The sequence below is a fragment of the Sodalinema gerasimenkoae IPPAS B-353 genome, from assembly GCF_009846485.1.
Classification (GTDB): Bacteria; Cyanobacteriota; Cyanobacteriia; order Cyanobacteriales; family Geitlerinemataceae; genus Sodalinema; species Sodalinema gerasimenkoae.
In genome coordinates this window covers 188390-214161 of record NZ_ML776472.1, presented here as the reverse complement: position 1 = coordinate 214161, position 25772 = coordinate 188390, and the positions used below count along the sequence as shown (strand labels likewise).

Annotated in this window: 26 protein-coding genes and 1 pseudogene; 13 read left to right on the top strand and 14 right to left on the bottom strand. The window is 51.5% G+C overall.

Annotated features, from left to right (window positions below):
- Positions 1 to 6: 6 nt before the first annotated feature.
- The 10 genes from L855_RS00940 (at position 7) to L855_RS00895 (ending at position 12076) form a co-directional block, all read left to right on the top strand.
- Entirely contained in the window at positions 7 to 996 is a 990-nt protein-coding gene (locus tag L855_RS00940; protein ID WP_159783286.1) for a class I SAM-dependent methyltransferase, read from the top strand.
- 268 nt (positions 997 to 1264) lie between these two features.
- Positions 1265 to 2638, top strand: coding sequence for a SpoIIE family protein phosphatase (locus L855_RS00935; RefSeq protein WP_159783284.1), 1374 nt, complete (start codon positions 1265 to 1267; stop codon positions 2636 to 2638).
- A 153-nt stretch (positions 2639 to 2791) separates the two neighbouring features.
- Positions 2792 to 5281, top strand: coding sequence for an ammonium transporter (gene amt, locus L855_RS00930; RefSeq protein WP_159783282.1), 2490 nt, complete (start codon positions 2792 to 2794; stop codon positions 5279 to 5281).
- A gap of 23 nt (positions 5282 to 5304) precedes the next feature.
- Positions 5305 to 5886: a slr1658 family protein gene (locus L855_RS00925; protein WP_159783280.1), complete on the top strand. Its 582-nt coding sequence runs from the start codon at positions 5305 to 5307 to the stop codon at positions 5884 to 5886.
- Positions 5887 to 6102: 216 nt separating this feature from the next.
- A complete protein-coding gene (locus L855_RS00920; RefSeq protein WP_159783278.1) occupies positions 6103 to 6450 on the top strand; it encodes a slr1659 superfamily regulator in 348 nt (115 codons plus the stop codon).
- Between the two features lie 167 nt (positions 6451 to 6617).
- Positions 6618 to 8210, top strand: coding sequence for a lysine--tRNA ligase (lysS, locus tag L855_RS00915; RefSeq protein WP_159783276.1), 1593 nt, complete (start codon positions 6618 to 6620; stop codon positions 8208 to 8210).
- Between the two features lie 267 nt (positions 8211 to 8477).
- Positions 8478 to 9749, top strand: a complete 1272-nt coding sequence (gene iscB, locus L855_RS00910; protein ID WP_159783274.1) for an RNA-guided endonuclease IscB — start codon at positions 8478 to 8480, stop codon at positions 9747 to 9749.
- Between the two features lie 193 nt (positions 9750 to 9942).
- The gene (locus L855_RS00905; RefSeq protein ID WP_246198672.1) at positions 9943 to 10533 is read left to right on the top strand and encodes a DUF192 domain-containing protein; all 591 of its coding nucleotides are present in this window, start codon (positions 9943 to 9945) and stop codon (positions 10531 to 10533) included.
- A 500-nt stretch (positions 10534 to 11033) separates the two neighbouring features.
- Entirely contained in the window at positions 11034 to 11225 is a 192-nt protein-coding gene (locus tag L855_RS00900) for a DUF2949 domain-containing protein (protein WP_159783272.1), read from the top strand.
- 29 nt (positions 11226 to 11254) lie between these two features.
- Positions 11255 to 12076 carry a DUF1963 domain-containing protein gene (locus L855_RS00895; protein ID WP_159783270.1) on the top strand — a complete coding sequence of 274 codons (822 nt, stop codon included), beginning with the start codon at positions 11255 to 11257 and terminating at the stop codon, positions 12074 to 12076.
- Between the two features lie 94 nt (positions 12077 to 12170).
- Here the strand turns inward: L855_RS00895 and L855_RS00890 are convergent, their stop codons facing one another.
- The 14 genes and pseudogenes from L855_RS00890 to glcD all read right to left on the bottom strand — a co-directional run bounded on the left by L855_RS00890 (position 12171) and on the right by glcD (position 23906).
- The gene (locus L855_RS00890; RefSeq protein WP_159783268.1) at positions 12171 to 13322 is read right to left on the bottom strand and encodes a pyridoxal-phosphate-dependent aminotransferase family protein; all 1152 of its coding nucleotides are present in this window, start codon (positions 13320 to 13322) and stop codon (positions 12171 to 12173) included.
- A gap of 90 nt (positions 13323 to 13412) precedes the next feature.
- Positions 13413 to 13760, bottom strand: coding sequence for a DUF5340 family protein (locus tag L855_RS00885; protein ID WP_343039228.1), 348 nt, complete (start codon positions 13758 to 13760; stop codon positions 13413 to 13415).
- A gap of 51 nt (positions 13761 to 13811) precedes the next feature.
- Positions 13812 to 14714: an indole-3-glycerol phosphate synthase TrpC gene (gene trpC, locus L855_RS00880; protein WP_159783264.1), complete on the bottom strand. Its 903-nt coding sequence runs from the start codon at positions 14712 to 14714 to the stop codon at positions 13812 to 13814.
- A gap of 205 nt (positions 14715 to 14919) precedes the next feature.
- Positions 14920 to 16140, bottom strand: coding sequence for a geranylgeranyl reductase (gene chlP / locus L855_RS00875; RefSeq protein ID WP_219729839.1), 1221 nt, complete (start codon positions 16138 to 16140; stop codon positions 14920 to 14922).
- A 369-nt stretch (positions 16141 to 16509) separates the two neighbouring features.
- Positions 16510 to 16671 (bottom strand): GIY-YIG nuclease family protein, encoded by a 162-nt coding sequence (locus L855_RS00870; protein WP_246198671.1) that lies wholly within the window; start codon positions 16669 to 16671, stop codon positions 16510 to 16512.
- Between the two features lie 86 nt (positions 16672 to 16757).
- A pseudogene (locus tag L855_RS23010) lies at positions 16758 to 17228 on the bottom strand (PIN domain-containing protein).
- A gap of 10 nt (positions 17229 to 17238) precedes the next feature.
- Positions 17239 to 17490, bottom strand: a complete 252-nt coding sequence (locus tag L855_RS00860) for a UPF0175 family protein (RefSeq protein WP_159790888.1) — start codon at positions 17488 to 17490, stop codon at positions 17239 to 17241.
- 127 nt (positions 17491 to 17617) lie between these two features.
- Positions 17618 to 17773 carry a DUF2281 domain-containing protein gene (locus tag L855_RS00855; RefSeq protein ID WP_246198670.1) on the bottom strand — a complete coding sequence of 52 codons (156 nt, stop codon included), beginning with the start codon at positions 17771 to 17773 and terminating at the stop codon, positions 17618 to 17620.
- Between the two features lie 454 nt (positions 17774 to 18227).
- Complete coding sequence (locus L855_RS22350; protein ID WP_343039350.1) at positions 18228 to 18623, bottom strand: type IIL restriction-modification enzyme MmeI; 396 nt, start codon at positions 18621 to 18623, stop codon at positions 18228 to 18230.
- Between the two features lie 157 nt (positions 18624 to 18780).
- Positions 18781 to 20496, bottom strand: coding sequence for a DUF3086 domain-containing protein (locus L855_RS22345; protein ID WP_343039227.1), 1716 nt, complete (start codon positions 20494 to 20496; stop codon positions 18781 to 18783).
- Between the two features lie 54 nt (positions 20497 to 20550).
- Positions 20551 to 21018 (bottom strand): DUF3119 family protein, encoded by a 468-nt coding sequence (locus tag L855_RS00845; protein WP_159783260.1) that lies wholly within the window; start codon positions 21016 to 21018, stop codon positions 20551 to 20553.
- Between the two features lie 77 nt (positions 21019 to 21095).
- Entirely contained in the window at positions 21096 to 22250 is a 1155-nt protein-coding gene (locus L855_RS00840; protein WP_159783258.1) for a hydrogenase, read from the bottom strand.
- A 15-nt stretch (positions 22251 to 22265) separates the two neighbouring features.
- Complete coding sequence (locus tag L855_RS00835) at positions 22266 to 22415, bottom strand: hypothetical protein (protein WP_159783256.1); 150 nt, start codon at positions 22413 to 22415, stop codon at positions 22266 to 22268.
- 21 nt (positions 22416 to 22436) lie between these two features.
- The gene (glcD, locus tag L855_RS00830; protein WP_159783254.1) at positions 22437 to 23906 is read right to left on the bottom strand and encodes a glycolate oxidase subunit GlcD; all 1470 of its coding nucleotides are present in this window, start codon (positions 23904 to 23906) and stop codon (positions 22437 to 22439) included.
- Between the two features lie 208 nt (positions 23907 to 24114).
- On the opposite strand from glcD, the gene L855_RS00825 reads away from it, so the two are divergent.
- The 3 genes from L855_RS00825 (at position 24115) to L855_RS00815 (ending at position 25652) form a co-directional block, all read left to right on the top strand.
- Positions 24115 to 24824, top strand: a protein-coding gene (locus tag L855_RS00825) for an IS1 family transposase (protein ID WP_219729836.1) whose coding sequence is annotated in 2 segments (ribosomal slippage) — positions 24115 to 24412 and positions 24412 to 24824 — 711 coding nt in all. Because the reading frame shifts where the segments join, the coding sequence is not laid out codon by codon here.
- 220 nt (positions 24825 to 25044) lie between these two features.
- Positions 25045 to 25266 (top strand): DUF2281 domain-containing protein, encoded by a 222-nt coding sequence (locus L855_RS00820; RefSeq protein WP_159783252.1) that lies wholly within the window; start codon positions 25045 to 25047, stop codon positions 25264 to 25266.
- Entirely contained in the window at positions 25266 to 25652 is a 387-nt protein-coding gene (locus tag L855_RS00815; RefSeq protein WP_159783250.1) for a type II toxin-antitoxin system VapC family toxin, read from the top strand. The genes L855_RS00820 and L855_RS00815 overlap by 1 nt, the downstream gene beginning before the upstream one ends.
- Positions 25653 to 25772: the final 120 nt, after the last annotated feature.

Below are 25772 nucleotides of genomic sequence, written 5' to 3'. Positions count from 1 at the left end.
GTGCGGGTGAATCTACAACAAGAATTTGTCTCCTGTGGAGTCTGTGGGAGCGATCGCTGGCATCCCTACGCCAGCGGCCAAGATTACGAATATGGCACCTCAAAGGATGTCTTTCAGATTGTTGAATGTCGTCATTGTGGCCATCGCTATCTGAATCCCCGGCCCGTCATGGCGGAACTGCCCCGGATTTATCCCCCCCATTATTACGCCTACAACTACGATCAAGCAGTTCACCCCCTGGCCTTGCGGGCCAAAGACTGGCTCGATCGGGGCAAGGTGCAGAGTTGGATTAGCAAGCATCCCGCCACCTCCAAGTCCGCTAAAAACCCCCGACCCCAGAAAGCCCTGCGAGTGCTGGATGTGGGCTGTGGCAATGGGCGTTATCTCAAGCGACTCCATCGTCTGGGGTTGGCCAAACATAATCTCTACGGCGTCGAAATGAATGAGGCGGCCATTCATCAACTCAACCAAGCCGGATTTCAAGGGTACTACGGCCGCCTAGAAGAGGTGGCCCCAGAATTACCGGAGAACAGTTTTGATGTGATTGTTCTGCTGCAAGTCCTCGAACATGTGGCGAACCCTGCCCAAATTGTGCAAATTTTAGCCCAACTCCTCCGTCCGGGCGGTCGCTTAATCCTAGAAACTCCCAATATCGAGGGCTGGGATGCCAAACTCTTTCGTGAAGGCTATTGGGGAGGGTATCACTTTCCCCGTCACTGGCATTTATTTAGTCAGGAAACCTTAGGGAAGCTCTTTGAGGATGCTCACCTAGAGACCCTGGAGTTTCGTAGCCTTCCCTCTCATGCCTTCTGGATTCTTTCCTATCATCATTGGCTCGAAGATCAGCTTAAATGGTGTCGATTCGCCGCCCAGTTTAATCCTCTGCAAAATATCCCCTTACTCAGTGTATTTACGGGATTGGATTTAGTTCGCTCTCGCCTGGGCTTCTCCACCTCCAATCTTCAGGCGATCGCCCGTAAACCAAATCACCCTTGAGGTTAACTGAACGTTAAGTCAACGTTAACTAGAATTAACCTCTGAAAGGCTTATAGTATCTAGGTTCTGGTAATTTCTAGAGTCTACGACAATTTCCATAGAATAGGTCAGAATTGAAGGACGTGAGCCTGGCGATCGCCCCCCTTAGCCATCGCTAGATCTATGGATAATCCAGAAGCGGCCAATCTGGTCATCGCTGCGGGTGTGACACCGGAGCGCTTCTGGTTCATTGTCCAGTCTCCATTGTCCATGATTATACTGAGCTGTGATGATGCTAGAACTTGACCGTCTATCCCATATTTATGGCAGTTCTCTCGAAAGTTTAACCCTCAACTCAACCCTTGAAGATCTAACCCTAGAATCCTTTAGCCTAGATCGTAATGTCCCTGGACGAATTTTAGTCCAGCATTTTAACGAAAAGCCTCTACTTCCAGGGGTGATTTTACTGAAAAATGGTCACTACATGGGCATGATTTCTCGGCGGAAATGCTTAGAAATCATGAGTCGTCCCTACGGCATTGAACTGTTTTATAATCGCCCTTTGCAATGCCTCTATGACTTTGTCAAGACTGAAATTGTTTGCCATCCCGGAGATAGTCCAATCTTCGCCGCCGCTCGTCAATGCTTAGAGCGATCGCCCGAAAACCTCTACGAACCCTTAATCGTTATTCTCCGCGACGGTTCTCATCGTCTCCTCGATGTTCATAAGCTCTTCATCGCCCAATCTCAACTCTATGAAGTGGCCAGCAAACTCCTAGACAAACGCCGTCAGGAACTTGATCGAGCCAATGCTGAAGTCGAAGAACTCAATCAACGGCTCAAAGCGGAAAACCTACGGTTGAGCCATGAAGTCAACATTGCCCATCAGTTGCAACAAATGCTCCTCCCCACCGAGCAAGACCTCGAAAAAATCCCCGATCTCGACATCGCCGCCTACATGGAACCCGCCGCCGAAGTGGGAGGAGACTATTACGATATCCTGCCCCATGCCGATGGGGTAAAAATTGGCATTGGCGACGTCACCGGCCATGGCCTCGAAAGTGGCGTCTTCACCATCATGGTACAAACCGCCATCCGCACCCTGCTAACCGCCCAAGAAACCGATCCCGTCCGTTTTCTCAATACTCTCAACCGGACCATCTACGACAATGTCGAACGGATGAACTCCGATCGCAACCTAACCCTGAGTCTCATTGACTACCATCAAGGACGACTGCAACTAAGCGGCCAACATGAAGAGGCAATTCTCCTACGGCGGGATGGCTCCCTCGAACGGATTGACACCCTGGATTTGGGGTTTCCCATCGGCCTCGATGCCGAGATTAGCCAGTTTATCCAACCCATCGAGTTGGCCCTGCATCCGGGCGATACCCTCATCCTCTACACCGACGGAATCACCGAAGCCGAAGATCCCAACGGCGACTTTTATGGCCTCGATCGCCTCTGTGAGGTGGCCCGTCGTCATGCCCAGGACGACGCCGAGCAGATCCAGCAGGCCATCATCGAACATCTAAAAAAATACATTAACGGTCACAAAATATACGACGACATTACGTTATTAGTGTTAAAACGTAAGCTTGAGGGTAGTCTATCGCAGCATCCCCACGTCCAGACTGAACAGCGGGGAGGTCGCCACCCCTAACCCGGAGACCGTGACGGGGGTTGTATTGTGTGTCACAATTTAACCTGAATTTAACTGGACTTTGTCTGTTTGATAACTGTGATTTCCTTGAGCCTGTTCTCACTCGTGTTCGCGATCGTACAACCACATGGGAGTGAGGGGAGCAGTTACCCAGTGTTCGATATTCTTTGGGTTCTTGTTTGTGCTGGATTAGTTTTTCTGATGCAGCCGGGGTTTATGTGCCTCGAATCCGGACTAACACGCTCAAAAAACAGCATCAACGTTGCCGTCAAAAACTTTGCCGACTTTGGGATTTCAGTCTGTTTGTTCTGGGCGTTCGGCTACGCCATCATGTTCGGCTCCTCTCTCTTCGGCTGGTTCGGACAAAATAGTTTTTTTTTGGCGGTTGACGACAATCCCAAACTCGCGGCGTTTTTCCTCTTTCAAGCCATGTTTTGCGGCACCGCCACCACCATCGTTTCCGGTGCCGTGGCCGAGCGGATTAAATTCGGAACCTACTTAGCCGTTGCCTGTCTCACCTCAGGACTCATTTATCCCGTCTTTGGCCATTGGGCCTGGAACTTGAAAGTGACTGGGGTAGCCGGAGGCTGGTTAGGTCAAATGGGCTTTGTCGACCTGGCCGGCAGTACCGTTGTCCATAGTATTGGTGGCTGGATTTCCCTAGCCGTTTTGTTGGTCATCGGTCCACGAGTGGGTCGCTTCCTCCCGGACGGAACACCGCAAAAAATTCAGGGGTCGAATCTGCCCCTATCCGTCTTAGGAACTATGCTGCTTTGGTTAGGGTGGTTGGGGTTCAATGGGGGCAGTACTCTGGCCTTTAACGATCGCGTGGCTGCGATTATGGTGCATACCATCTTGGCGGGAGTAGCCGGGATGATTACCGCCACCCTCTACAGTTGGTCTCGTCATCATGTCCCAGAAGTGGAACTCCTGCTCAATGGCTCTCTAGGGGGTCTGGTGTCCATTACCGCCTCCTGTGATGTTGTGACCACCTCAGGGGCAGTTCTCATCGGCATTGGCGGGGGAATCATTACCCTAGTCAGTAGTTCCCTGCTCAAACGCTTTCGCATTGATGATGCGGTCGATGCCGTCCCGGTTCATCTTGGGGGAGGGATTTGGGGAACCCTGGCGGTGGCAATTTTTGGCGATGTGGAACTCTTGGGAACTGGACTGACCCACGGAGAACAGTTTTTGGTGCAACTGCTGGCAGTGCTGGTGGCGGGCCTTTGGTCTTTTGGCATCACTTACCCCCTCTTGCGGTTTTGTCACCGCTTGACCCCCCTGCGGGTTTCCCCGGAAGACGAAGAAATGGGTTTGAACGTCTCAGAACATCGCGCTAAGACCGAAATTTATGACTTGTTTCAGGTCATGGAGTCTCAGGCCCGAAACCAAGATTTGAGCTTGCGAGTTCCCGTCGAACCCTTTACCGAAGTGGGACAAATCGCCAAACGCTACAACCAGGTCATGGAAGCTCTCGAAGATGCCGTCAACCGCACTAATGCGATCGTCAACACCGCCAGCGATGCAATTTTGACCTTTACCCCCGATGGCTTAAAAATCACCAATGCCAACCCCAGCACTGAAACCATTTTTGGTTACCCACGCCAGAACATCATCGGGAAATCTCTCACCTCTCTCATTGACTGGGATGCCAGTTCCGAGAATGCTGATCCCCTGCCCAGACTATTAATAGAGGGACGTGCTGAGTTGGTGGGCCAGCGGGTTAATGGGGGGGGGATTCCCTTAGAAGCGACGGCGACAAAAGTCTGTGTGGGCGACCATTCCTTTTACACGGCGATTTTCCGGGATATTTCTGAGCGTAAGGAGGCGGAAACGGCCCTGGCTGAAGCCAATCGGGAAATTACCCTCCTCAACGATCGCCTACAAGCGGAAAACCTGCGCCTGGGGGCAGAACTCGATATTACCCGCCGCCTGCAAAAAATGCTGTTGCCTAAAAACCGGGAACTCGATGCGGTGATCGGGTTAGAGATTTCGGGCTATATGGAGCCGGCGACGGAGGTGGGGGGGGATTACTACGATGTGCTCTGCCATGATGGAGGGGTAAAAATTAGTATTGGTGATGTGACGGGCCATGGTCTCGAAAGTGGGATGCTGATGTTGATGGTGCAAACGGCAGTGCGAACTCTCCTGGAAAATGACGAAGTCGATCCCAAGCATTTCCTCAATACCCTCAATCGCACCATTTACGGCAATATCCAACGGATGGACTCCGATCGCCATCTGACGTTGGCCCTACTCGATTACCGCGATGGTGAGATTCGCCTGAGTGGACAACATGAGGAGACGATCATCGTCCGAGCCAGTGGTGAGGTGGAACGGATTGACACCATTGATTTGGGCTTCCCCATTGGCCTTGAGGCCAATATCAGCGAGTTTATCGATGAGAAAATCCTCCAACTCGGTTCCGGGGACGTGGTGGTGTTATATACCGACGGGATTACCGAAGCTGAAGATGAGCAAGGCTGCTTCTATGGGATTGAACGACTCTGCGATGTTGTGCGACACTATTTGCGTGAACCCGCTGAGATGATTCGACGGGCAGCCATTGAAGACCTACGCCGTCATATTGGGCGACAAAGGGTTTACGATGATATTACTTTAGTAGTAATGAAACAAAAGTAGCTTCTTCGGGAGTCTTGGCAAATATGACGCAAATTTTCGGGGACTATTGTGAGGGTGAGCCAAACAGCCCAGAGTTTTTAATTATTGGCTTTTCGCCGAGTTCGGTTCCTCTCAAACAACGCTGGCGTAATAATGGACTGTCGGCGGATTTTATGGCCGATTACTTGACGACCTTCTTTCTGGGAAATGAAGAGAATCCCGCATCGATGCGTCGTCAGGCAGAAATCAAGAGTGCTGTAGGCTTTGTGGCCAATGAACTTTTGGAAAATGCCATGAAGTTCACCGATGAACGTTCCGCCTTTCCCATTAGCATTCAGCTCCAACTTCATCCAAACTACTTAATGTTCTTCACCACCAACAGCGTCGAACCGGAACGAATTGCCAGTTTTCAGACGTATCTCGAAGAACTCACGTCCTGTGATCCAGAGGATATGTATGTGCGTCAGTTGGAGAAAAATGCCTTAGAGGAAAATGGGACTAGCTCTCGGTTAGGCTATTTAACGATGATGAGCGATTACATGGCCCGCTTGGGCTGGAAATTTGAAACTGTCCAGAAAGATCCTGAAGTTATTGCGGTTACAACCATGGTACAGCTCCCGGTTTAAGGTCTCGGTTTAAGTCTCGTCTCGATGAGATCCAGAACCATTCCAGCGGTGGTGTCTACGGTCGTCCCGGTCGCCTATTCTGGGTCGATTCATGGCATAGTAAAGATATGCCAACCTTGATACACCAATTTTGCCAGGTTTGGACGAGTTGAGGATGCGATCGCTGCCTCATTCGGTAAAGGAGGGGTTCTCCTCTGTGAACGTTAACAGTGCATTATGGAAATTAAGACAGACGATTATCGTATCTGCTACGACCCGGAGACAATAACGGTATTTTGTCAAGGCTCACTTCGTTTGAGTGGAATGGCAGAATATGCCCCGATTGCGGAACTGCTTGATGATATCGCTAGTCAAGAGCAATCTCCTGTCGTTCTCGATTTACAGGGCTTGGAATTTCTCAATAGTTCCGGGATTAGTATGCTCTCGAAGTTTGTGATCAAAGTCCGTCACAAAAAAACGGTGACGATGATTGTCCGTGGCTCGAAAACGATTCCTTGGCAAGGAAAATCTCTGAAAAATTTACAACGTTTGATGCCATCCTTGACCCTGGAATGGGATGAGTAGGGCTAATCTCAGCGAGATCCGTGATGAGTGATCGTCTCCGATGTCGCTGCTTTTGGGGAATCTTCGGTCACAGTGATACAATGGGGGTCTGTCTAAGATTAGGCAGCCCTGGGGCGAACGTCCCCCCAACATCACATTCAGTTAACTCACTTCATTAAACTCTGGCTATGTTTTGGGCTGATAAAATTGCCGCGAGTATCCAAGGCGACAGCATCGTCAACGATTCCAAGACCCCTTCAGGACGGGTTCATGTGGGGTCGTTGCGGGGCGTGATTGTCCATGACACGATTTATCGGGCCCTCAAGCGTGCCAATAAACCGGTGACGTTCCTCTATGGGATTGATGACTATGATGCCCTCGATGGGATTCCGGCCTATCTCGATGGCGATCGCTTCGGGGCGTATCTCGGACAGCCTCTATGCAATGTCCCCTCTCCCGGTGAGGGTGCCACTGACTACGCGAAATACTACAGTGGTGAGTTTTTTGAGGTGTTTGAAGAACTCGGGGTGCGCCCAGAGATTTACTATCTCCGGGATCTCTACCGCCAAGGCCGCTTAAACTCCTATATTGATACCTTCTTGCAAAAAGCTCACCTCGTCCGAGAAGCCTATAAACAGGTGAGTGGCGCCGAACGGGCGGAGAATTGGTATCCTTTCCATCCTATCTGTGAGAACTGCGGCAAAATCGCCACCACCGTCGTTAGTGATTACAACGGCAAGGAGGTGTTTTATACCTGTAAACCCGATGCCATGAGCTATGTCAAAGGCTGTGGTCACTCCGGTTGGGTGTCTCCCTTTGACGGAAACGGTAAACTGCCCTGGAAAGTTGAATGGGTGGCTAAATGGGATCTGTTAGGGGTGACGATTGAGTTAGCGGGGAAAGATCACTCGCAAAAAGGCGGGTCTCGGGATGTGGCGAACGCCATTTATCGTAAAGTATTTGATAAACGGCCGCCGTTCCATTCTCCGTATGAATTTATTCTGGTGGGGGGAACCAAGATGAGTTCCTCGAAAGGGGTTGGGGCCAGTGCGCGGGAAGTGGCCAACCTACTACCGCCGGAGTTGTTACGCTTTTTGATGTTGCGGACGCAGCCGAAAACGGCGATTAATTTCTCGCCCAACTACGAAACGATTACCCGGCTCTTGCGGGATTATGACACGGCGATCGAGAAGTATGGCCGCCTGAGTCCAGAGGAGCAACAGGGGGATTTGAGTAAGGATTTACTGGCTCTGCTGTATTCGCAACTCGATGACCAGATTCAGCCCTATCATCCCTTCGATTTCAGTACCCTGATTTCCCTGCTGCAAGTGCCCCATCTCGATATTGAGGCAGAGGTTCACAAGCGCAGTGACCAGCCTCTGACGGAATGGGATCAGCAGGTGGTGCGTCAACGAATTGAGGTGGCGCAAAAGTGGCTGGATGATTATGCTGATCCTGAGGAAAAACTCATTTTATATATTGATGAGATTCCCGAATCGGTGGCAGCATTGGATGAAAGCCAACTCCAGTATCTGGGTGAGTTGGCCACTCGTCTGGAGGGGCTGACGGAGTGGGACGGAGAAACGCTGCAAACGGAGATTTTCACGACTACGAAGCTGCTAGAACTACCTCCTAAGTTGGCATTTCCGGCGGTTTACCATAGCTTTTTGGGTAAGGAGCGGGGGCCCAAGGCGGGCAATTTACTATCCTATCTGGAGCGTCCGTTTGTGGTGCAACGGTTGCGAGATGTGGCGTTGGGACAGGGTTCGGCGTCATCCTAAGGAGCTGAACTCGCTGGTTTGGTCAGCACCCCCGGCTGAAGCACGGGGGCTTCGTGCCCCCCGCTTTCAGGTAGCTGACCAGCTTAAGCCTTAACTGGCTACGTTCAGAGCAAGCGTTAAAGTTCCTACCCGGGAATGCGTGCTAGTTCCCGGCTCTAGAACCAAATCGTTAAACAGTTTTAAGGGGTTAAGACAGTGCGATTTGGAAAGTACCGACTCTGAACATTAGCGAAGCAAACGTTACGAGCAATCAGAAGAGACGCAACAATGTCTAACCATGTTTTCGTTTTAGATACCAACCGCAAGCCCCTGACACCCTGCAAGCCTGGGGTAGCACGGTCACTGCTCAACGCGGGGAAAGCCTCAGTATTTCGACGCTACCCATTCACCATTATTCTAAAGAAAGAGGTTGATGCGAATCCTGAACCGCTCGAACTCAAATTAGACCCAGGCTCTAAAGTCTCTGGAATTGCCCTGAAGCAAGGGAATCGAATCATCTTTGCTGCCGAGTTGCAGCACCGAGGACAGCAGATAGTAGAAGCCTTGCGGTCTCGTCGTCAACTGCGACGTTCTCGACGAAACCGCAAGACCCGATATCGGCCGGCTCGGTTCTTAAATCGAACTCGTCCCGAGGGTTGGTTAGCTCCGAGCTTGCAGCATCGAGTCGATACTCTGATGACCTGGGTTAACCGATTCCGCAGACTTGCCCCAGTTGGCCGCATTGCTCAAGAGCTAGTACGGTTCGACCTACAATTGATGGAAAACCCAGATATCTCAGGTGTTGAGTATCAGCAGGGAGCCTTACAAGGCTACGAAGTCAGGGAATACCTGTTGGAGAAGTGGGGCCGAACCTGTGCTTACTGTGGTGCTAAACATGTACCCCTTGAAGTTGAGCATATCCAGCCTCGGTCTAAGGGTGGCTCTGACCGGGTGTCTAACCTGACGATGGCTTGCCGCTCGTGCAATCAAGCCAAAGGCAATGGGGACATTCGAGATTTTTTATCGGGCCAGCCTGATGTCCTGAGTCGTCTTCTGCGGCAGGCAAAATCCCCCCTTAACGATGCGGCTGCCGTTAACTCGACCCGATGGGCCTTGTTCAAGGCTCTCAAAGCCACAGGAGTCCCAGTCACCACAGGAACAGGCGGGCAAACGAAGTTCAATCGACTTCGGCTTAACCTACCCAAGGCTCATTGGCTTGATGCTGCCTGTGTTGGAGACGTCGAATCACTCGACATTCTGACGTCAAAACCGTTGCTGATTGTAGCGAAGGGGCATGGAACTCGTCGGATGTGCGGGACGAATAAGTATGGATTCCCTACTCGTCACCGCTCCAGGAGACAAATTCACAACGGTTTTCAGACTGGCGACATCGTGACGGCTACGGTCACGGCCGGGAAGAAAATTGGCTCATATATAGGACGGGTTCTCTGCCGTGCCTCTGGCAGTTTTGATATTACCACCGCCTCGGGACGGGTAGCAGGTATCAACCACAAATACTGCAAACCTATTCACAGAAAGGATGGTTACGCCTATGCTTGAAAGATTGACGGGGACTAAAGTCCCCCTGTCCCGTTTCCTCCCCGGTCTCAAGACACGGGGCTTCCACGCTCCCAAGAGGTTTACGTGATTTTGGTGGCGGGTGAGCCAACTTTTTTCCCTTGGGAGCGTCTAATTAATCCGGTTGCTAATGTTCGTTCTGGGTATAAGGCAGATGATCAATGTACAAGGGATCGTGAAAACGTCGTTTGGGTTTGGCCCCGTCCATCTCGGCGGTCGGTGTCGCGGTCGTAGCAGCGGCTGGATTGTTATGGTGTTAACGGTGTTGGTTTTGGCAGGTTGTTCGACGGGGGCGGAGGATTCCTCGGCCGTCAGTATAGCGAAATCGCCGCCCCAAGTCAGTCCGGCGGCTGAGGCGTCGCCGGAGTTGGGACAACAGTTGCCGGTTGAAGCTTATATTCGCTTGGGCGATCGCACTTTGGAGTTAGAGGTGGCCCGCACCCCGGAGCAACAGGCGATGGGGTTGATGTACCGAGAAGAACTCCCGGACGATCGCGGGATGTTGTTTCCCTTCAATCCTCCCCGGCCTGTCCGCTTCTGGATGAAGAATGTCCGCATAGATTTGGACATGATTTTTATCTATGAGGGGGAAGTGGTGGGACTCTCGGAGGAGGTTCCCCCCTGTGAAACAGCGGCCCATCGCTGTCCCACCTATGGCCCGGGCGATCGCGTTCTGGTGGATGCGGTGCTGGAACTCCGAGGCGGCCGTGCGGCGGAGTTAGGGATTCAGGTGGGCGATCGCCTAGAGGTGATTCGGGAACTCTAGATGGGAAACATCACAAAATAGACGGTTAAACCAGGACGATTTTCTTTGCAAAATCGCCTTGAGCAAGGGAGTGAGTGAAACTTTTTTGTTTAATCTGAAATGGCTACAGCTTTATAAATCAGTCCCTGGTCAGCGATCGTTAAATATTTGTGAAAATGTTCCCGCTGTATCGATTAAACGCTATGAACCTCTGTTAAACTTGTGGCTCAACCGTCATTGGATAGGGTCAGTAATAGTCAATTATCTCACTCAGACCTTGGGGCCTCGGATGGGTGAGTGCCGTTGTGAGCATCTGAGACGTTCGGACGGTTTTAGGGGCCAGTTGCTGAACTGTTCACTGATCTCTAGGGTTTGAGCGACGATAGTTCATTATTGCCTAGAGAACTGATGTAGCCAGCTTGGAAGCTGGCCGGTAAATCAGCGGGTTCGGTAATATCTAGCTGATAATACTCCTAGTTCAATCGAGATATTAATAATAGTTAAACGGGACGCATCTCATCATGGGAGTTACACGACAACGACAATTTATTCGCTTCTTGCAAGAGGATCTTGCCCTCTCACCAGACTCGATCGCGATCGCCCTACGTCGTCGTGATACTGATTCTGGCCCATTACCCATGATTCTTTGGAAATATGGGTTTGTCACCCTGGATGAATTGTCTCAAATTTACGATTGGTTAGAGGCGGTTTAAATCAATCTTATTTAAGGACAAAAAGATACATGGAAATGGGTTCTTTTTTGGCAGATTTACCGCCAGAGTTCGCGCCTCTGCGAGTGTTTTTGCAAGATAGGTTTGTCCCCTATATCCAATTACACCTAGAGGATAAAGGCTGGCTAAAAAAGACAGAATATCAAGACCCATTACCCCTCTGGAGTAGCAAGATGGGGGGATATCCTTATCTCCCCAAAAGCTTAGAGTATCCGAGGGATGCTGAGACGGGAGAACTGATGATGTTTCTCCTACAAATCAACTGTGCTGAGGTTCCTGAAATTCCTAACTTTCCCTTACCTCGCCAAGGATTACTACAATTTTTTGTGGGTCTCAATGTCGCCATGTGTGAACTGAGTCCTCAACGGCATTGTATCCGCTACATTGAGGAAATTGACCTGGATGAAACGAGGTTAATCTCCAACTTTGAGTTCACCCAGGAGAGTCGTCAACGCAACGAATGGTATAACCATATCTATAGCCTCCGTTTTCGCCCAGGAGAGGCTCTCTTTTTTAATTATCGTCAAAGTATGGGACATCTCAGGCTTCCAGAGTCGCTACAAACCCTCTGTGATGAGTTTTTCTTTGACGACTGGTTATATGACTACGAAATTGAAAATGACGGTTTGGAGAGAGGACATCCTTATAAGCTAGCTGGCTATCCTGATCTACATTCCTATGTCCCCGATGTGCTCGATGATGCTCAAGGACAGTTACTCTTAGAGGTTCAAGATCCCTTTTCCTGTAGCGATTATTTCTATTTTTTTGTTAACCCAGACGATTTAAAACGTCAAGATTTTAGCCAGGTTGAATCCTATTTTATGCGGGTTTGACCCAGAATGACGCCAGTTGCGGCCAGGCTATATCCCCCTGAAGATGACTCATATCAGGGGGATTGTCAGTTAGAGCGTTGAGCGCAGAGGGACTCTAGCCAGCGTTGAGGATTTTGGCGGCGGCGGTAATGCCAGCTCCCGGTTCGTTACCGGCATTTAGGCTCTGTAGGGTGGCTTCGAGGGAGCCAATGGCACAGAGAAGATCGCGATCGCTGACGAAGCCTAAATGGCCAATGCGGAAGATTTTACCTTTGAGATGGTCTTGTCCACCGGCGAGGGCAATGTCAAATTGCTTTTTCATCACCGAACGGACTTGTTCAGCTTCAACGCTGGTGGGGGCCACAGCGGTCACCGCTGGACTGGCACAGTCATCAGGACCGAGTAAGGGAAGTCCCATGGCTTTAACTGCCTCTCGGGCCGCTCGTTTCAGGCGATCGTGACGAGCAAAGATGTTTTCGAGTCCTTCGGCCCGCATCATCCGTAGCGAGGCTTGTAGGGCAAAAAACAGGTTCACTGGGGGAGTGAAGGGGGTGGTGTTTTTGGCCGCATTCTTGCGATAGGGGCCCAGGTCGAAATAGAACCGGGGTAGGTTAGAACGTTCATAAGCTTTCCAGGCGCGATCGCTCATGGAAATGAAGCCTAACCCTGGAGGAATCATATAGCCTTTCTGGGAACCAGACCCCACCACATCGAGGCCCCACTCATCGATGGGAACGTTGCAGGCCCCCAAACTGGTGACCGCATCGACAATAATTAAGGCTTCACCGTGAGCCTTCACATGACGATTGATGGTTTCGAGGTCGTTCAGCACCCCGCTGGAGGTTTCGCTGTGGGTGAGGATAACGGCCTTAATCTCTTTGTTGGTATCGGCTTCTAAGGCTTCCCGGAAGGCTTCGGGGTCGAGAGGTTGTCCCCATTCGGCGGTAATGGTTTGGACATCGAGGTGATAGGCTTTGGCCACTTTGGCCCAGCGATCGCCAAATTTACCATTGGAGCCGACCAAGACGCGATCGCCTGAACTCAGAACATTGATAATCCCGGCTTCCATGGCTCCCGTTCCACTGGCGGTCAGAACTAGGACATCATTTTGGGTTTGATGGAGCCATTTGAGATCGGCAAAGACTTCCGCCACCAACTCGGAAAACTCACCGCTACGGTGGCCGATGGGATGTCGTCCCATCGCCGTCAGAGCCTTTTCCGGAACCGGGGTGGGTCCGGGAATCATTAACATTAATTTGTCGTCCATAACACGTCGGCGATCGCTAAAGATCGCCATTATACAACTGGGACTTGCAGTTTACCGAAAAACGGGCCAGGTTCCTGATACTGAAGTGATTTAACTGGCTTCGCGATCACCCACGCGAGCGATCATCTCCATTGGTTGATTCAAAGACCAGCGGTACTCAACGGGAACGCCTTTGAGATCACAGGCTTGTTCCAATCGTTTCTGCTGGGAGAGAGCTTTACGCAGGGTCATAATCAACTCGTCAATCTGTCGTCGTTCCTCAGAATAATGATTTACCGAAAACAAGGTTTGACGTTCGAGCAGTTGTAGGAGTAATTCGTAATGAATATGAGAGGGAAGGGGAAGCGGCTCCATATGGATTTGTAGAAAGTAAGGTAGACAGGGGGCGGAGCATTGACTGTCCTGAGCTGGGACTTCAGGAGCAGTAGCGTATATCACCTTCCATTGTACGGCCGTCAGGGCAATGACTATCAGGAGTGGAGCCAGAGATTAATGGGCCGTCGAGGAAGAGTCAAACAGGTTGGCGATCGCGGCTCCAGGGTCAGGTTGTCGCATCAAGGACTCTCCCACCAAGACGGCGTCGGCCCCAGCGTTGGCGACGCGATCGAGATCGGCTCGCTCAAAGATTCCTGACTCGCTGACAATGACCACTTCTTTGTCTTGGATCTGTTGCTGACGAGATGCGAGTAAGTCGGTGGTCGTCTGCAAACTAACGCTGAAGTCTTCTAGGTTGCGATTGTTAATACCAATGAGTTGAATGCCTTCGAGGGCCAGGACGCGATCGAGTTCTTCAGCGGTATGGACTTCCACCAGGGCGCTAATTCCTAACAGTTTGGTGATTTTGAGGAAATATTGCAAATCGCGATCGCTCAAAACCGCCGCAATCAACAACACGGCATCGGCCCCTTTACCCCGAGCTTGATAAATCTGATAGGGGTAAATCACAAAATCTTTGCACAACACGGGCAGATTCACGGCCTGGCGAGCGTCCCGCAGATAGTCAAAACTTCCTTGAAAGAACTTCTGATCGGTTAAGACTGACAGACAACTGGCCCCACCGGCTTCATAGGCTTGGGCGATCGCCACTGGGTCAAAATCCTCTCGAATCAGGCCCTTACTGGGTGAGGCTTTCTTGACTTCAGCAATTAAGGCGGGGTTCGTGTTTCCCTGACGCAGAGCGGCGATAAAGTCTCGGGGAGGAGGGGCGATGGCGACTTGCTTCTGTAACTCTCGCAAGGGCATATAGAGGCGCAGTTTGGCGACTTCGGTTTCTTTGTGCCAAACAATCTCTTCGAGAATATTCGCCGGTTCGGCATCGGGAATCGGCACTTGATACTGACAGCCCTCGGTTTTGACGGGGGGATTGGGGGAGCGACGGCGGATTCTAACCATGAAGATAGGGAACAGGGAATAGGGAATAGGGAACAGGGAACAGGGATAAACGGCGATCTCTCGGATTTCTCTTGAACGGGTCACTGTCACCAGAAGCCTTATGGTATCAGGTTTTGGGCCCAAGACAGGAGGGTCTGACGCTCAAAAAAAGCGCGAGAAACTAGGTAACAGCTTCTCGCGCAGGGTTTAGGTTTTAGGGTGAGGCTTAGGGAGCGAGGGCGTTACCACGCAACAGGCTACCAATGGTTTTAGCCGTGATTTTCATCTGCACCAGAGGATTGGCAGGAACCACGGTTTTGTAGAGATAGCTGTCAAAGGTGAGCTTCTGCACATCCTTGTCATCGCACATTTCCACAAATGCTTCGCGAGTGGCATCAGTGCGATAGAACACCCGTTGCAGCAGATCTAACACCAGGTAGGTTATGCCATACTGTTTATCCCAGCGTTTGATGTAGAGTTTTAGGTCCTCTTCCGTGGGCAGTTTCTGACCCGCGTTGGTGGTTTCGACGATGGTTTCAGCACACATCCGGGCTGATTTAGCCGCGAAGTAGATCCCTTCTCCCGAGGATTTGGTCACAGTTCCGGCAGCATCCCCGACGAGGGCGACGCGGCCACGAACCCGACGAGGACGGGGATGTTCAGGGATGGGGTGGGCTTCAACCTTGATGATTTCCCCACCTTCGAGGCGACGAGCGGCCCGAGCGCGAATCCCTGCTTGTAGTTTCTTGATTTTGGCTTGGTTAACACGCATGGTTCCGGTTCCCACAGCCACGTGGTCGTATTTGGGGAACACCCAAGCGTAAAAGTCGGGAGACACGTCGTCACCGACGTACATTTCCGCCAAGTCGTTGTAGTAGACCATTTTGTCTTCCGGCAGACGAATCCGCTCTTGGAAGGCAATGGCGTAGTTATAGTCCCCGGCTTCGATGGCTTTGGCCACACGAGAGTTGGCACCGTCAGCCCCGATGACGACATCCACTTTCAGGGTTTTGTTTTCCCCGGTTAGGCTACCGTCAGAGTGATCGGCATAGTGGATGACGTAGGGAGCGGTGTCGCTCGTGGGAATTTCGAGTTTATGGACGGTTCCGTTGATGAGATTCGCTCCGAGTTTTTCGGCGCGATCGCGTAAAAAGCCGTCGAGAACTTCCCGGCGGCACATTCCAATATATTCGTCTTCTTTAACAATGCGGATGTCCACCTCGCGGTTGGAGGGGGAGATCATTTTCATGTTGCGAACCCGACGGTCCACAATCTCTGGGGGGATATCAAATTCACTGACCATACAGAGAGGAATGGCTCCTCCACAAGGCTTGGCGTTATCCAACTTGCGCTCAAACAAGTAGGTTTCGATGCCTGCCTTCGCCAAGACTTCGGCGGCAGATGATCCAGCCGGTCCAGAACCAACAACAGCAACCCGAATGCCCAAAGTTCTTCTCCTATACATCGCTTACGTCTATCTGATGCTGAATCGTAGCATGGCATTTTGCTCTGTGAACGGGACTCCCGTGAAGTTGTGACGGAATGAAACAGATTGTAATAATTTGCAACGAAACTGCTGGGCTAGACCAGAATTAACGGCAGTTTTACCGTTTATTTGAGGAGTTTGCCGGTTTAATGTTTGGTTTTATTAAAAAATATTGCAAATACCCTAAATATGTGGTAGTAAAACTTCGTATAATGGGAGCGATCGCCCTTCTCCTCAGTTGTCTCCGCAGGGGGGGCAGAGTCAAGCGAGGGCGTACCACGGCCTCAGCCATGGCACGAGATGAGCGAGGACGGTTGAGGGTCGAGAGTGTTACACTTGCCGCAGGCTGGCTGTCTCCGGCTCGTATTGAAATTGCTCTAGAGTCCCGTCCTGGATTTTCTCAACCACCTCTTCAATGACCTCTAGTGGGACAAGAAACCACTCCCTGGGTTGCACGGGGATGTTAAAGCGATCGGGTAGTTTCAGCTTCAAAGGTGTTGGTTACGCTTACAGGTCTGTTTTAATGCTCTCATGATGGAGACTCGTGTTGATTAAAGTTATGGGGTAGGGCATCGCCTTCAGTCCTCCCCTGCCAGTGCAATGGCTTGTGCGAGTACCGTCGGGCTAATCCGTAAACCAACTTGGACAAGGTTCTCTAAATCCTGCTTGACAGATGGGATGTATCTCATCTGCTTCGCTAGGATGATCACAGCTAAAGTACCTCGGACTGGAATTTGGAGGATCTTGGCAGCTTTCCGTGCTGCTAGATCATCGATAATAGCTTCATAGGCAAAATATTTGATAGCCCAGGATAAGACCTGACTTTCTCCTAACCCTAGATCCCAACTGGAAACCCTTGAGTCAGGTTCTGGTGCAGGCTAAATGAATGCTTGGCCGGATTGCCCCAACCAGGCCACAACCGTATCGGTGTAGCCTCCCAGATTAATTTCATCGGCAACACCTTGAGGAATGACCACTTCATCGCAGATGTCGCTGAGTAAATGAATACGGTCAATCTTGGTGAGACTGATGATTGGGGAAGCATTCACAACCCAACGCTTAATCACGGCTAACTTCCTCTGTTAGTTCTTCTGGTGTGCTCTGAAATGGGGAAACCCCAAATCGATTAAGGGCTTGCAGAAAAGCCTGACGGTTAATGCCTGCAATTTCAGCTGCTTTGGATTGAGAAATCATCCCGACTTCATACCACTTGACTACGGCAGCAATGAGTAATTCTTGGGCGAATTCGTCTGGGGTACTGCGGAGGGCAGAGAAGGCAGTTTCAGGTAAGTTGAGTTGAATTTGTATCATCGGATTAGGTCTGAGACGATAGTGGTATTGATCGGGATTTTCACGGTAAGGCTTACTGGTGTTTTGGGTCAGATTATCGGTGTATTCTCCTTGCAGTTCATCATCAATGGGGGCAGGTCTGGGACGTTTATCGATGCCTCGGATTCCAGTCAGAGTGAAAGAGGAAATAGGCTGAATAGAGGAGGATTTTTTTCTGAATAAATTCGGCGAAATCGAGGACTTCTTGGATTTGGTTTTCTCGAAGAATTTGAATCGGTTGACAGGGTTTTTCGGTGGCTGTCATGGTTATTTAGAGGTGAGTTACTTGCATTTATATTGTGGATGACTGTATTGCGATTTAGCTTCGCGTTGACTCGAATTGTTCCCTGGAGTATTTTGGCGGTTCATTTTTCTGTATCCATCAAACAGCTTTTCGAGGCGTTCGGTGTCTCCCCTTTATTTTAAACGAAGTGGCGATCAATGTAGATGCGCTCTAGGATTTCGTTGTTGCGATCGCTACGAATGTCAAGTTTTACCAATTTCCTGAGTCGCTATTGCCAAGTAAAACATACTGTAATAGGCATGAAATGTGGCATAATCAGGGTAGTCATTAGAGAGGAGGAGTTTTGCTGCTTGGAGACTTTATTTTTTTTCTCTAGTTTTGCGCTGACTCGACGTTTTCCTTGGGGAGTTTTGGTGAGTCATTTTTGTATATAAATCAAACAGCTTTTCTAGGCGTTCGGTGTCGCCCCTTTAGGTTAAATGAAGTGGAAGATATTGGTATCTTCAGCGAAGAAACAGAAACTCAACCGGGCCATGAAATGGTTTAAGGCTTCCTGGTGCGCTTGAATCCCCCAGTCCGGCTTCTCTTTGAGTAGCTCAACATAGAGTTTGTTGAGGCGACTGGTAGCCTTGATGTCAAAGGCGTTTTCCCGGATTGGCTTGACGGTGTTAATTCCGGCTAGGGGGAGGAAAAAGCCAAAATAGTTGGCAAAGTCGGGGTAGGCACAGGCGAGGGTTTCCCCTTCGGCTAGGTTTTCAGCTTCGAGGGTTTGGCCATCGGTGGCGAGGATGAATTTGGCTTTCTGGCGAGTTGTGGCTGGACTCTCGCGTAGGGCCGTGAGGCTGGCGGTTACGTCTCCTTCTGAAACTATAGAAGGGAACAGGGAACAGGCAGGCAGTAGGCAGTAGGCAGTAGGCAGTAGGCAGTAGGTAAGAGGCAGTAGGGAAGAGGCGATGGGGGCAGAGCCACCTGAGGGGGTGCCACGGCTTCAGCCATGGCACGAGATGAGTGGGACGAGATGGTGGGTTTTACCAGTCTCGGACAAGGGTGGATTCGGGGTCGGGGGCGAAGGCGAGCCAGAGCGGGAATTGCAACAGGCCCAGACTGAGCTGATTTTCTGACTCATCGACGATAATTAGGGGCATCAGTCCCGCTTGCATGAACCGCTCAGCCCGTTGTGCGAGGGGTTCTGGGGCTTCAAACAGAGCCACACCGCGATCGGGGCCAAAGTCAGCCCGAGAGATGCCGAGACAGTCCTGTAAGCCGCGCCGCCATTCTCCGAGACGTTCGGGGGTGTTGGCTAGCACTAATACCCGTAAACGGCGCTTGTACATCTGATGCAGCACTGAGGCGATCGCCGAGGCAATCAGGATATTCTGGAGGCGGCTATTGGTGGACTTCATGGCCCCCCGTCCGCCCTGGTTGAAAAACCAATTGGCGACTCGTTCGGCGTGGACGGGTTCAAAGGTGCGACGCAACTGCCAGGGCGGCCCATAATAGTCGGGGTTGTTGCGATATTGATCCAAGGCTCGACGAATCAAGCGTCGTTGCTCCTGGAATCCCTGTTCACTAAACTGGGGACTTGTAGCTGCCTCGCTGCGACGCTCTACCCTGTCCCCTCGACGGGGACGGCGGGGAGGTTCGTCCATGGAACTAGGCGCCGCTGCGAGGGCTGGGGGCGGCTCAATTTGCAACTGTTCGGCGGCAACGGATAAGTCTTGTAAACTGCCCACCAGATAGTTTTTGAAGCCCTGAACTCGCACGGCGATATCTTGGGAGACACCAGCGAAGGAGGTTTGCATTTCTTTGCGGATACGCTCTTGGCGGCGTTCTAACCGCTCGATATCCACCGTCAGGGCTTGTTTGCGTTTCTTGAGTTCACTCACCCCTTCTTGGACTAAGCGCCCTAAATCTCGTTGCAACTCAGCTTGAGCCTGCTGCATTTGCTGTTTTGCACTTTCGAGTTGGGCGATTTCCCCTCGTAAGGCCTCGGCCCGCTGTTCGAGAGCGTCAATCTCCATCGGCACTGCTGGGGATGCCGTTGGCTCAGATGGGGGTTGGGGTGGACTGGGTTGGGGAGAGGACTCTGGGGCTGGGGAGGATTGAGCGACAGCCGGGGAGACTGGCTCGGGTTCAGCTTGGTCCCAGGTCTCCTTGTCGGGTTCAGCTTCACCGCTGGGGGGGCGGGTGGACTTGTTTTGGGAGTCGTCTTGGGAATCGTTGGCGGCGGAGATAGGTGACACCATGACGGCCATGGACTCCTCAGGTTCGGTCAGTTCAGAGGCTACGGGAGTCGCGCTAACGTCATCGTCGTCGTCGTCATGATCCTGCCAAGCCCTCTCGTTGACGGGTTCCCGGATCATATCTCCGGGAGGGGGGTCATGGGAGATGCTCTCATAGTCGGCATACTCGTCGGAATCGTTATCCCAGTTGCTGTCCTCATCCTGCCAATTGCTGGTTTCGTCATCATAAAAGCCGGCGTTGGAGTCTTCTGATGTGGAGGAGTCGGAGGAATCGAGTCCGGCTTGTAGGGGTTCGCCAAGGGGTGCGATCGCCCCTTCGGGTAGCCCAGACTCCTCCCCTTGAGTTCCCCCAGATTGCCCCATCTCTCCCTGTGGCTGGGGGTCGGGGTCATCTTCCCAGGGAGAGGGTTCAACGGGGACTGACTCGGCATCAACGTCCCAGTCCTCTGAGTTGGGGTGGGGTTTGGGGGGTCCGTAGGGGGTGTTTTCCTCTAAAGTCATCTCGATTCCTAGGGGTTGACAAACAGGCAGATATACGGTAATGAGCCTCGGCGGTTAGGGAGAGGATTGGGGACAGCGTTGTTCGAGGCAGTTGCGTAGCATTTTGGCATTAAACAACACCGGGAGAAAGTGAATGCTATTGACTTCCCGGAAATAGAACAAAATGGGAACCGGCTGCCAGAAAATCTGCCAATTGAGCCATTCGGAGTAGGGAAAGCGACGAATTAGAGAATCTGAACGGTAAACATCCAGGTCTGTCTGGGTAAATTCGAGGCGAATGGTTGCCGCTTGGACCATTAAGAAGAGGCCAAACAGGGCGATCGCCGCCGCCAGCCAAATCTGCACCATCATCAGAGGAATCGCCAGTACCACCAGAAATACGGGGATGACGTAACTCGGTTCGAGTTCAACAATGGGTTCAAGTTCAACGCGAGTTGAGGGTGAGGTAGAAGTCACAGGCAAATCCCCTAAAAACAACAAACATCGGCTGGGCGATCGCACCTCGCCTGCATCGACGATCATATTTTAACCAGTTCTAGAGGGTCAGTTCCAAGGAGAGAGGCATGGCCTAGGTGAGGCAATCCCCCCTCCTCGACGAGTTAGTTACGAGACTCCACCCAAACCCGGAAGCCTTCCACTCGTAAGGATTTACCCCGAGTTCCGCAATACTGACCATCCCCCATGACTGGGGTATCGCCCATATTCTGAATATGCCCAGAATAGCGGACAATGTACCGGCTGGCGGACTCTCCCGTCAAGCGAATGGCAAAGCCTTCCACTTGCCGGTTTTCCCCCCGACTGCCGAGATATTGTCCTTCGCTCACCCAGGGGGTATCCCCGACACCGGAGATATGAGCCATATATTCGAGTTTTACGCCGGGGAGGGCATTGGCGAGGCGGAGTTGGAACCCTTCCAAGCCGCGAGATTGGCCCCGAGTTCCGGCAAACTCTTTCGAGGCGAATTGGCGATCGCCCAACCCTTGGATATGCACCAAGATAGTTAAGGGCATCGAACCGGTTTGCGTCCCCCCAGTGAGACTTTTGGCCCCGAAGACAATCAAGGGTTCGTCTCCTGATGCCGGTTGCGGTTGGGTTGGCTGAGGTTGAGCGGGTTTTGTGGCTGTCGTGGTTTCCGTAGCATCTCCCCACATCAATAAATCCGCCCCGCCGCTAATTTGGGGACGGACTTGTTCGGCTTTGGGGGTGGGAACGGTTTGCGAGGCTAAGGGAGTCGTCTCTGAGAGGCTAGATGGGGGCGCCGCTACCGGTTGAGGAGTTGGGGCAACTTGGCTAACATAGAGTTTGCCTCGGGAGGCGGCGATCGCGACGGTTTGCCCAAAGATTTTTTCTAAGCTGGGCTGGAGGGTGGCCCATTGGGCATCATTGAGGCTATCCCCTTCATCCACAGCTTTGAGAAGTTGGGCGACGGGATGTTTACCACTCAGCAAGTCATTGACATCCGCCGGAAGTTGATTCGCCGGGGCATTACTGACCTGATTGCGGAATAAGCGAACCTGCTGTTTGAATTGAATTAACGGTTGGAAGCCTGGCTGTTCCCGGTGATCGAGGGCATCGAAGCGGTCTAAGATGGCGATCGCCTGGGCTTTAGTATCTCCTGCCATGACGGCGGGTTGGGATTGCAGGAAGCGTTTCACCTCCCCCCAGGTCATGCCATCATGAATGGCCCCGAGTTGAGCAATTTGGGCTTCCAAACTGGTGAGTTGATTCAGTAAAACGGTTCGATCAGGTTTCATAGTCTCAAACAAGCGTCAGATATAAACAAACAGTTGGCGATCGCCGATAGTGGTGTAGTCAGACGAACCGGCTGCACTCTCAGAAGTTCCCCGAAAGGCATTTCCCCGAAAGGCATTTCCCCGAAAGGCATTGTAGCCCGCCATCACCCCGGTGCGATCGCCCAACAACAGAAGTCAACGAGCCAACTAAAACTGCGGTACACCCGGATAGGCCTTCGCCTTGGGATGAACCGCCCCCTCACCACAAGTCCGAGGGGTCGGAAAAATCTTACCGGGATTGGCTAACCCTTTAGGATTCCAGGCATCTCGTACCCATTTCATCGTATCGAGATCCGCATCCGTAAACATTTCCGGCATATAACAGCGTTTATCCGCCCCAATGCCATGTTCCCCAGAAATCGATCCCCCCGCCTTCACGCAGAGTTTGAGAATCTCACCGCCGACTTCCTCAACCTCCTCCAACTGTCCCTCAACGCCATTGTCATAGAGAACCAAAGGATGCAAATTCCCATCCCCCGCGTGAAAAACATTGGCAATGCGATAACCACTCCGTTGACTCAGGGCCTCAATCTCCCCTAACACCTCCGCCAAACGAGTGCGAGGAATCACCCCATCTTGGACATAGTAATCAGGACTAAGATGGCCCGCCGCTGCAAACGCCGCCTTGCGTCCCTTCCAGAGTTTCGCCCGAGTCTCGGCATCCTCCGCCACCGTCACCGTCCGCGCCCCATTCTCCTGACAAACCTGCGTCACTCGCCGCGTCACCTCCGCCACTTCCACATCTAAGCCATCGAGTTCCACCAAGAGAATCGCCTCCGCATCCCGAGGATAACAACCGGTGGCCACCACATCCTCCACAGCGTTAATACTGAGGTTATCCATCATCTCCATCCCCGCTGGGACAATCCCCGCTGAAGTAATCGCCCCCACCGCAGCCCCCGCCGCTTCAATACTGGTAAAGTCCGCCAGAACCACCGCAATGGATTCGGGAGTTTTCAGGAGTTTGAGGGTGATTTCCGTGGCGATTCCCAGAGTTCCTTCTGACCCCACAAATAGCCCGGTTACGTCATATCCCGGCATTTCAGGAATCTCGCCGCCAAGTTGCGTGATACTGCCATCAGGAAGTACGACAGTTAAGCCCAAGACATGGTTCGTGGTGACGCCATATTTGAGACAGTGAACTCCGCCGGAGTTTTCCGCCACATTGCCGCCAATGGAACAGATAATCTGACTGGAGGGATCTGGGGCGTAGTAAAATCCTGCCCCACTGACGGCTTGTGTCACCCAGTTGTTAATCACTCCGGGTTGCACAACCACCCGCTGATTGTCGTAGTCAATATCGAGGATTTTCCGCATCAGGGCGGTGACAATGAGGACGCTATCGGGTTCGGGGAGTGCGCCCCCGGAGAGGCCTGTTCCCGCGCCACGGGCCACCCAGGGCAGGTTGAGGCGATCGCACAGGGCCACGGCTTCGGCCACTTGTTCGGTGGTTCGGGGGAGGACGACGAGGGCGGGTTTTTGCCGATAACTGGCGAGTCCGTCACATTCGTAGGTGAGGAGTTCTTCCTTGCGACGGATAACGCCGTTTTTGCCGATGATGGCTTCAAAGTCTTTGGCGATGCGTTTCCAGTTGGGGGAGGTTTGGGTGGAAAACATAGGAGAGAGTCGCGGTTTGGGGGGATGGGATGCTTCGATTGCCCCATTTTACCGCGAGCTGTCTCGCTACAATTCCCGTTCCTTGTCCCTGAAATCAGGGTTTCAATTCCAGTCCAGAATGGATTTGATGGGAGTTCTCGGGGAAGGTAGTACTAGAGAGGTAATGATGGATTTGTTAGGATGATCATGAAGCGACAGAACAACCCCCATGCCTCACTGCCCTGATTGCAATTCTAAGCGAACCGTCAAAAATGGCCACATCCACACGGGCAAGCAACGGTATCTATGCCGTAACTGTGGTCGTCAGTTTGTCAAAAACCCAACCAATAAGGTCATCGACACCCCGACTCGCGAACTCATTGACCGGCTCTTGCTAGAACGCATCCCGATGGCTGGAATTGCCCGGGCGGTTCAGGTGTCTGAGCAATGGCTGCAAGACTATGTCAACTGTAAAGCCGCCCAGACACACAGGCAAGTCGCTGTCAGTCCAAAAAAAAAGGGCCGATGACGGTGCAATGTGATGAACTTTGGTCGTTTGTGGATCACAAGGGCAACAAACAATGGGTCTGGTTAGCTCTCGATGCCGAGACCCGTGAGATGATCGGCGCTTATGTCGGTTCTCGCGCTGCCGAGAGTGCGCAAAACCTCTGGGATTCCCTACCCACAGTCTATCGGCAATGTGCTGTGATCTACACTGACGCTTGGGAGGCTTACCGGCAGGTGCTGCCGAGCAAACGACACCGGGTCGTCAGTAAGTCGAGTGGCAAGACCAGTTACATTGAACGGTTTAACAATACCCTCAGGCAAAGGGTTTCACGCTTTGTCCGACGCAGCTTAGCCTTCTCTAAAAGTTTACGTAATCACATCAGCCTCCTGTGGAATTTTATTCACCACTACAACGCATCATTACCTCTTTAGTACTACCCGGGATTTTACCCCATCCCCGCCACTCCCAAAACCCAGAAACCAGGTTGCGTTCATCTGCTCGTTTTCTCCCTAAACTCTCCCAAAAACCCGGTTTCAGTCCTGAGGTCAGAAACCGGGTTTTTGGCTACAGCCCCCGGCTTCTCATCCCCTGCTTTACCCCAACTTCTCCCCAAGTAGTACAATCAACATAACCCCACAATTGAGGTAGATCATGAGTCCTCTCCTAGAAAAAGTCTTAGCAGAAATCACCCAACTCGATCGCCAAGAGCAGTTGCAACTCGTTTCCTACTTAATTACCCAGTGGCAACAACAGCCGAACCTATTTGTAGACAAAAAAATCAGCCGTAAAAATTTATTTGGTTGTATGCAGGGCAAAATCAAGATTACCGAAGACTTCAATGCACCCCTTAATGATTTTGCTGAGTATATGTGATGCGCTTATTGTTAGATACACACATCTTTATTTGGCTGATAGACGGCAACCCAAAACTTAGCCAAACCGCAAGGCAAGCCATCGAAGATGAAAGTAACACGTTGCATCTAAGTATTGTTAGCCTCTGGGAAATAACCATTAAAGCTAGCCTTGGTAAACTCGAACTGGCAATCCCACTCGAACAAATTGTCATCAATTTCATCCTTCCCAGCGGTATTGAAATTCTACCCATTCATCTGCCGCACTTATTGGTATTGCAAACGTTACCTTTCCATCATCGAGATCCGTTTGACCGATTATTAATTTCCCAAGCCAAATCTGAAACTTTAACCTTAGTATCAGAAGATGGTATGTTTGAGCAGTATGAAGTAGAAAAACTTTGGTAGTTTATCGAATACCACTCCCACCTAAGTAGGGCTGTTTCATTAAAAATGTAAACTTATAATCTTTAGGGAGTTCGATGAGTAGATATTTCCTTCATTAGGATAGTCGAAGAATTCTTGAGT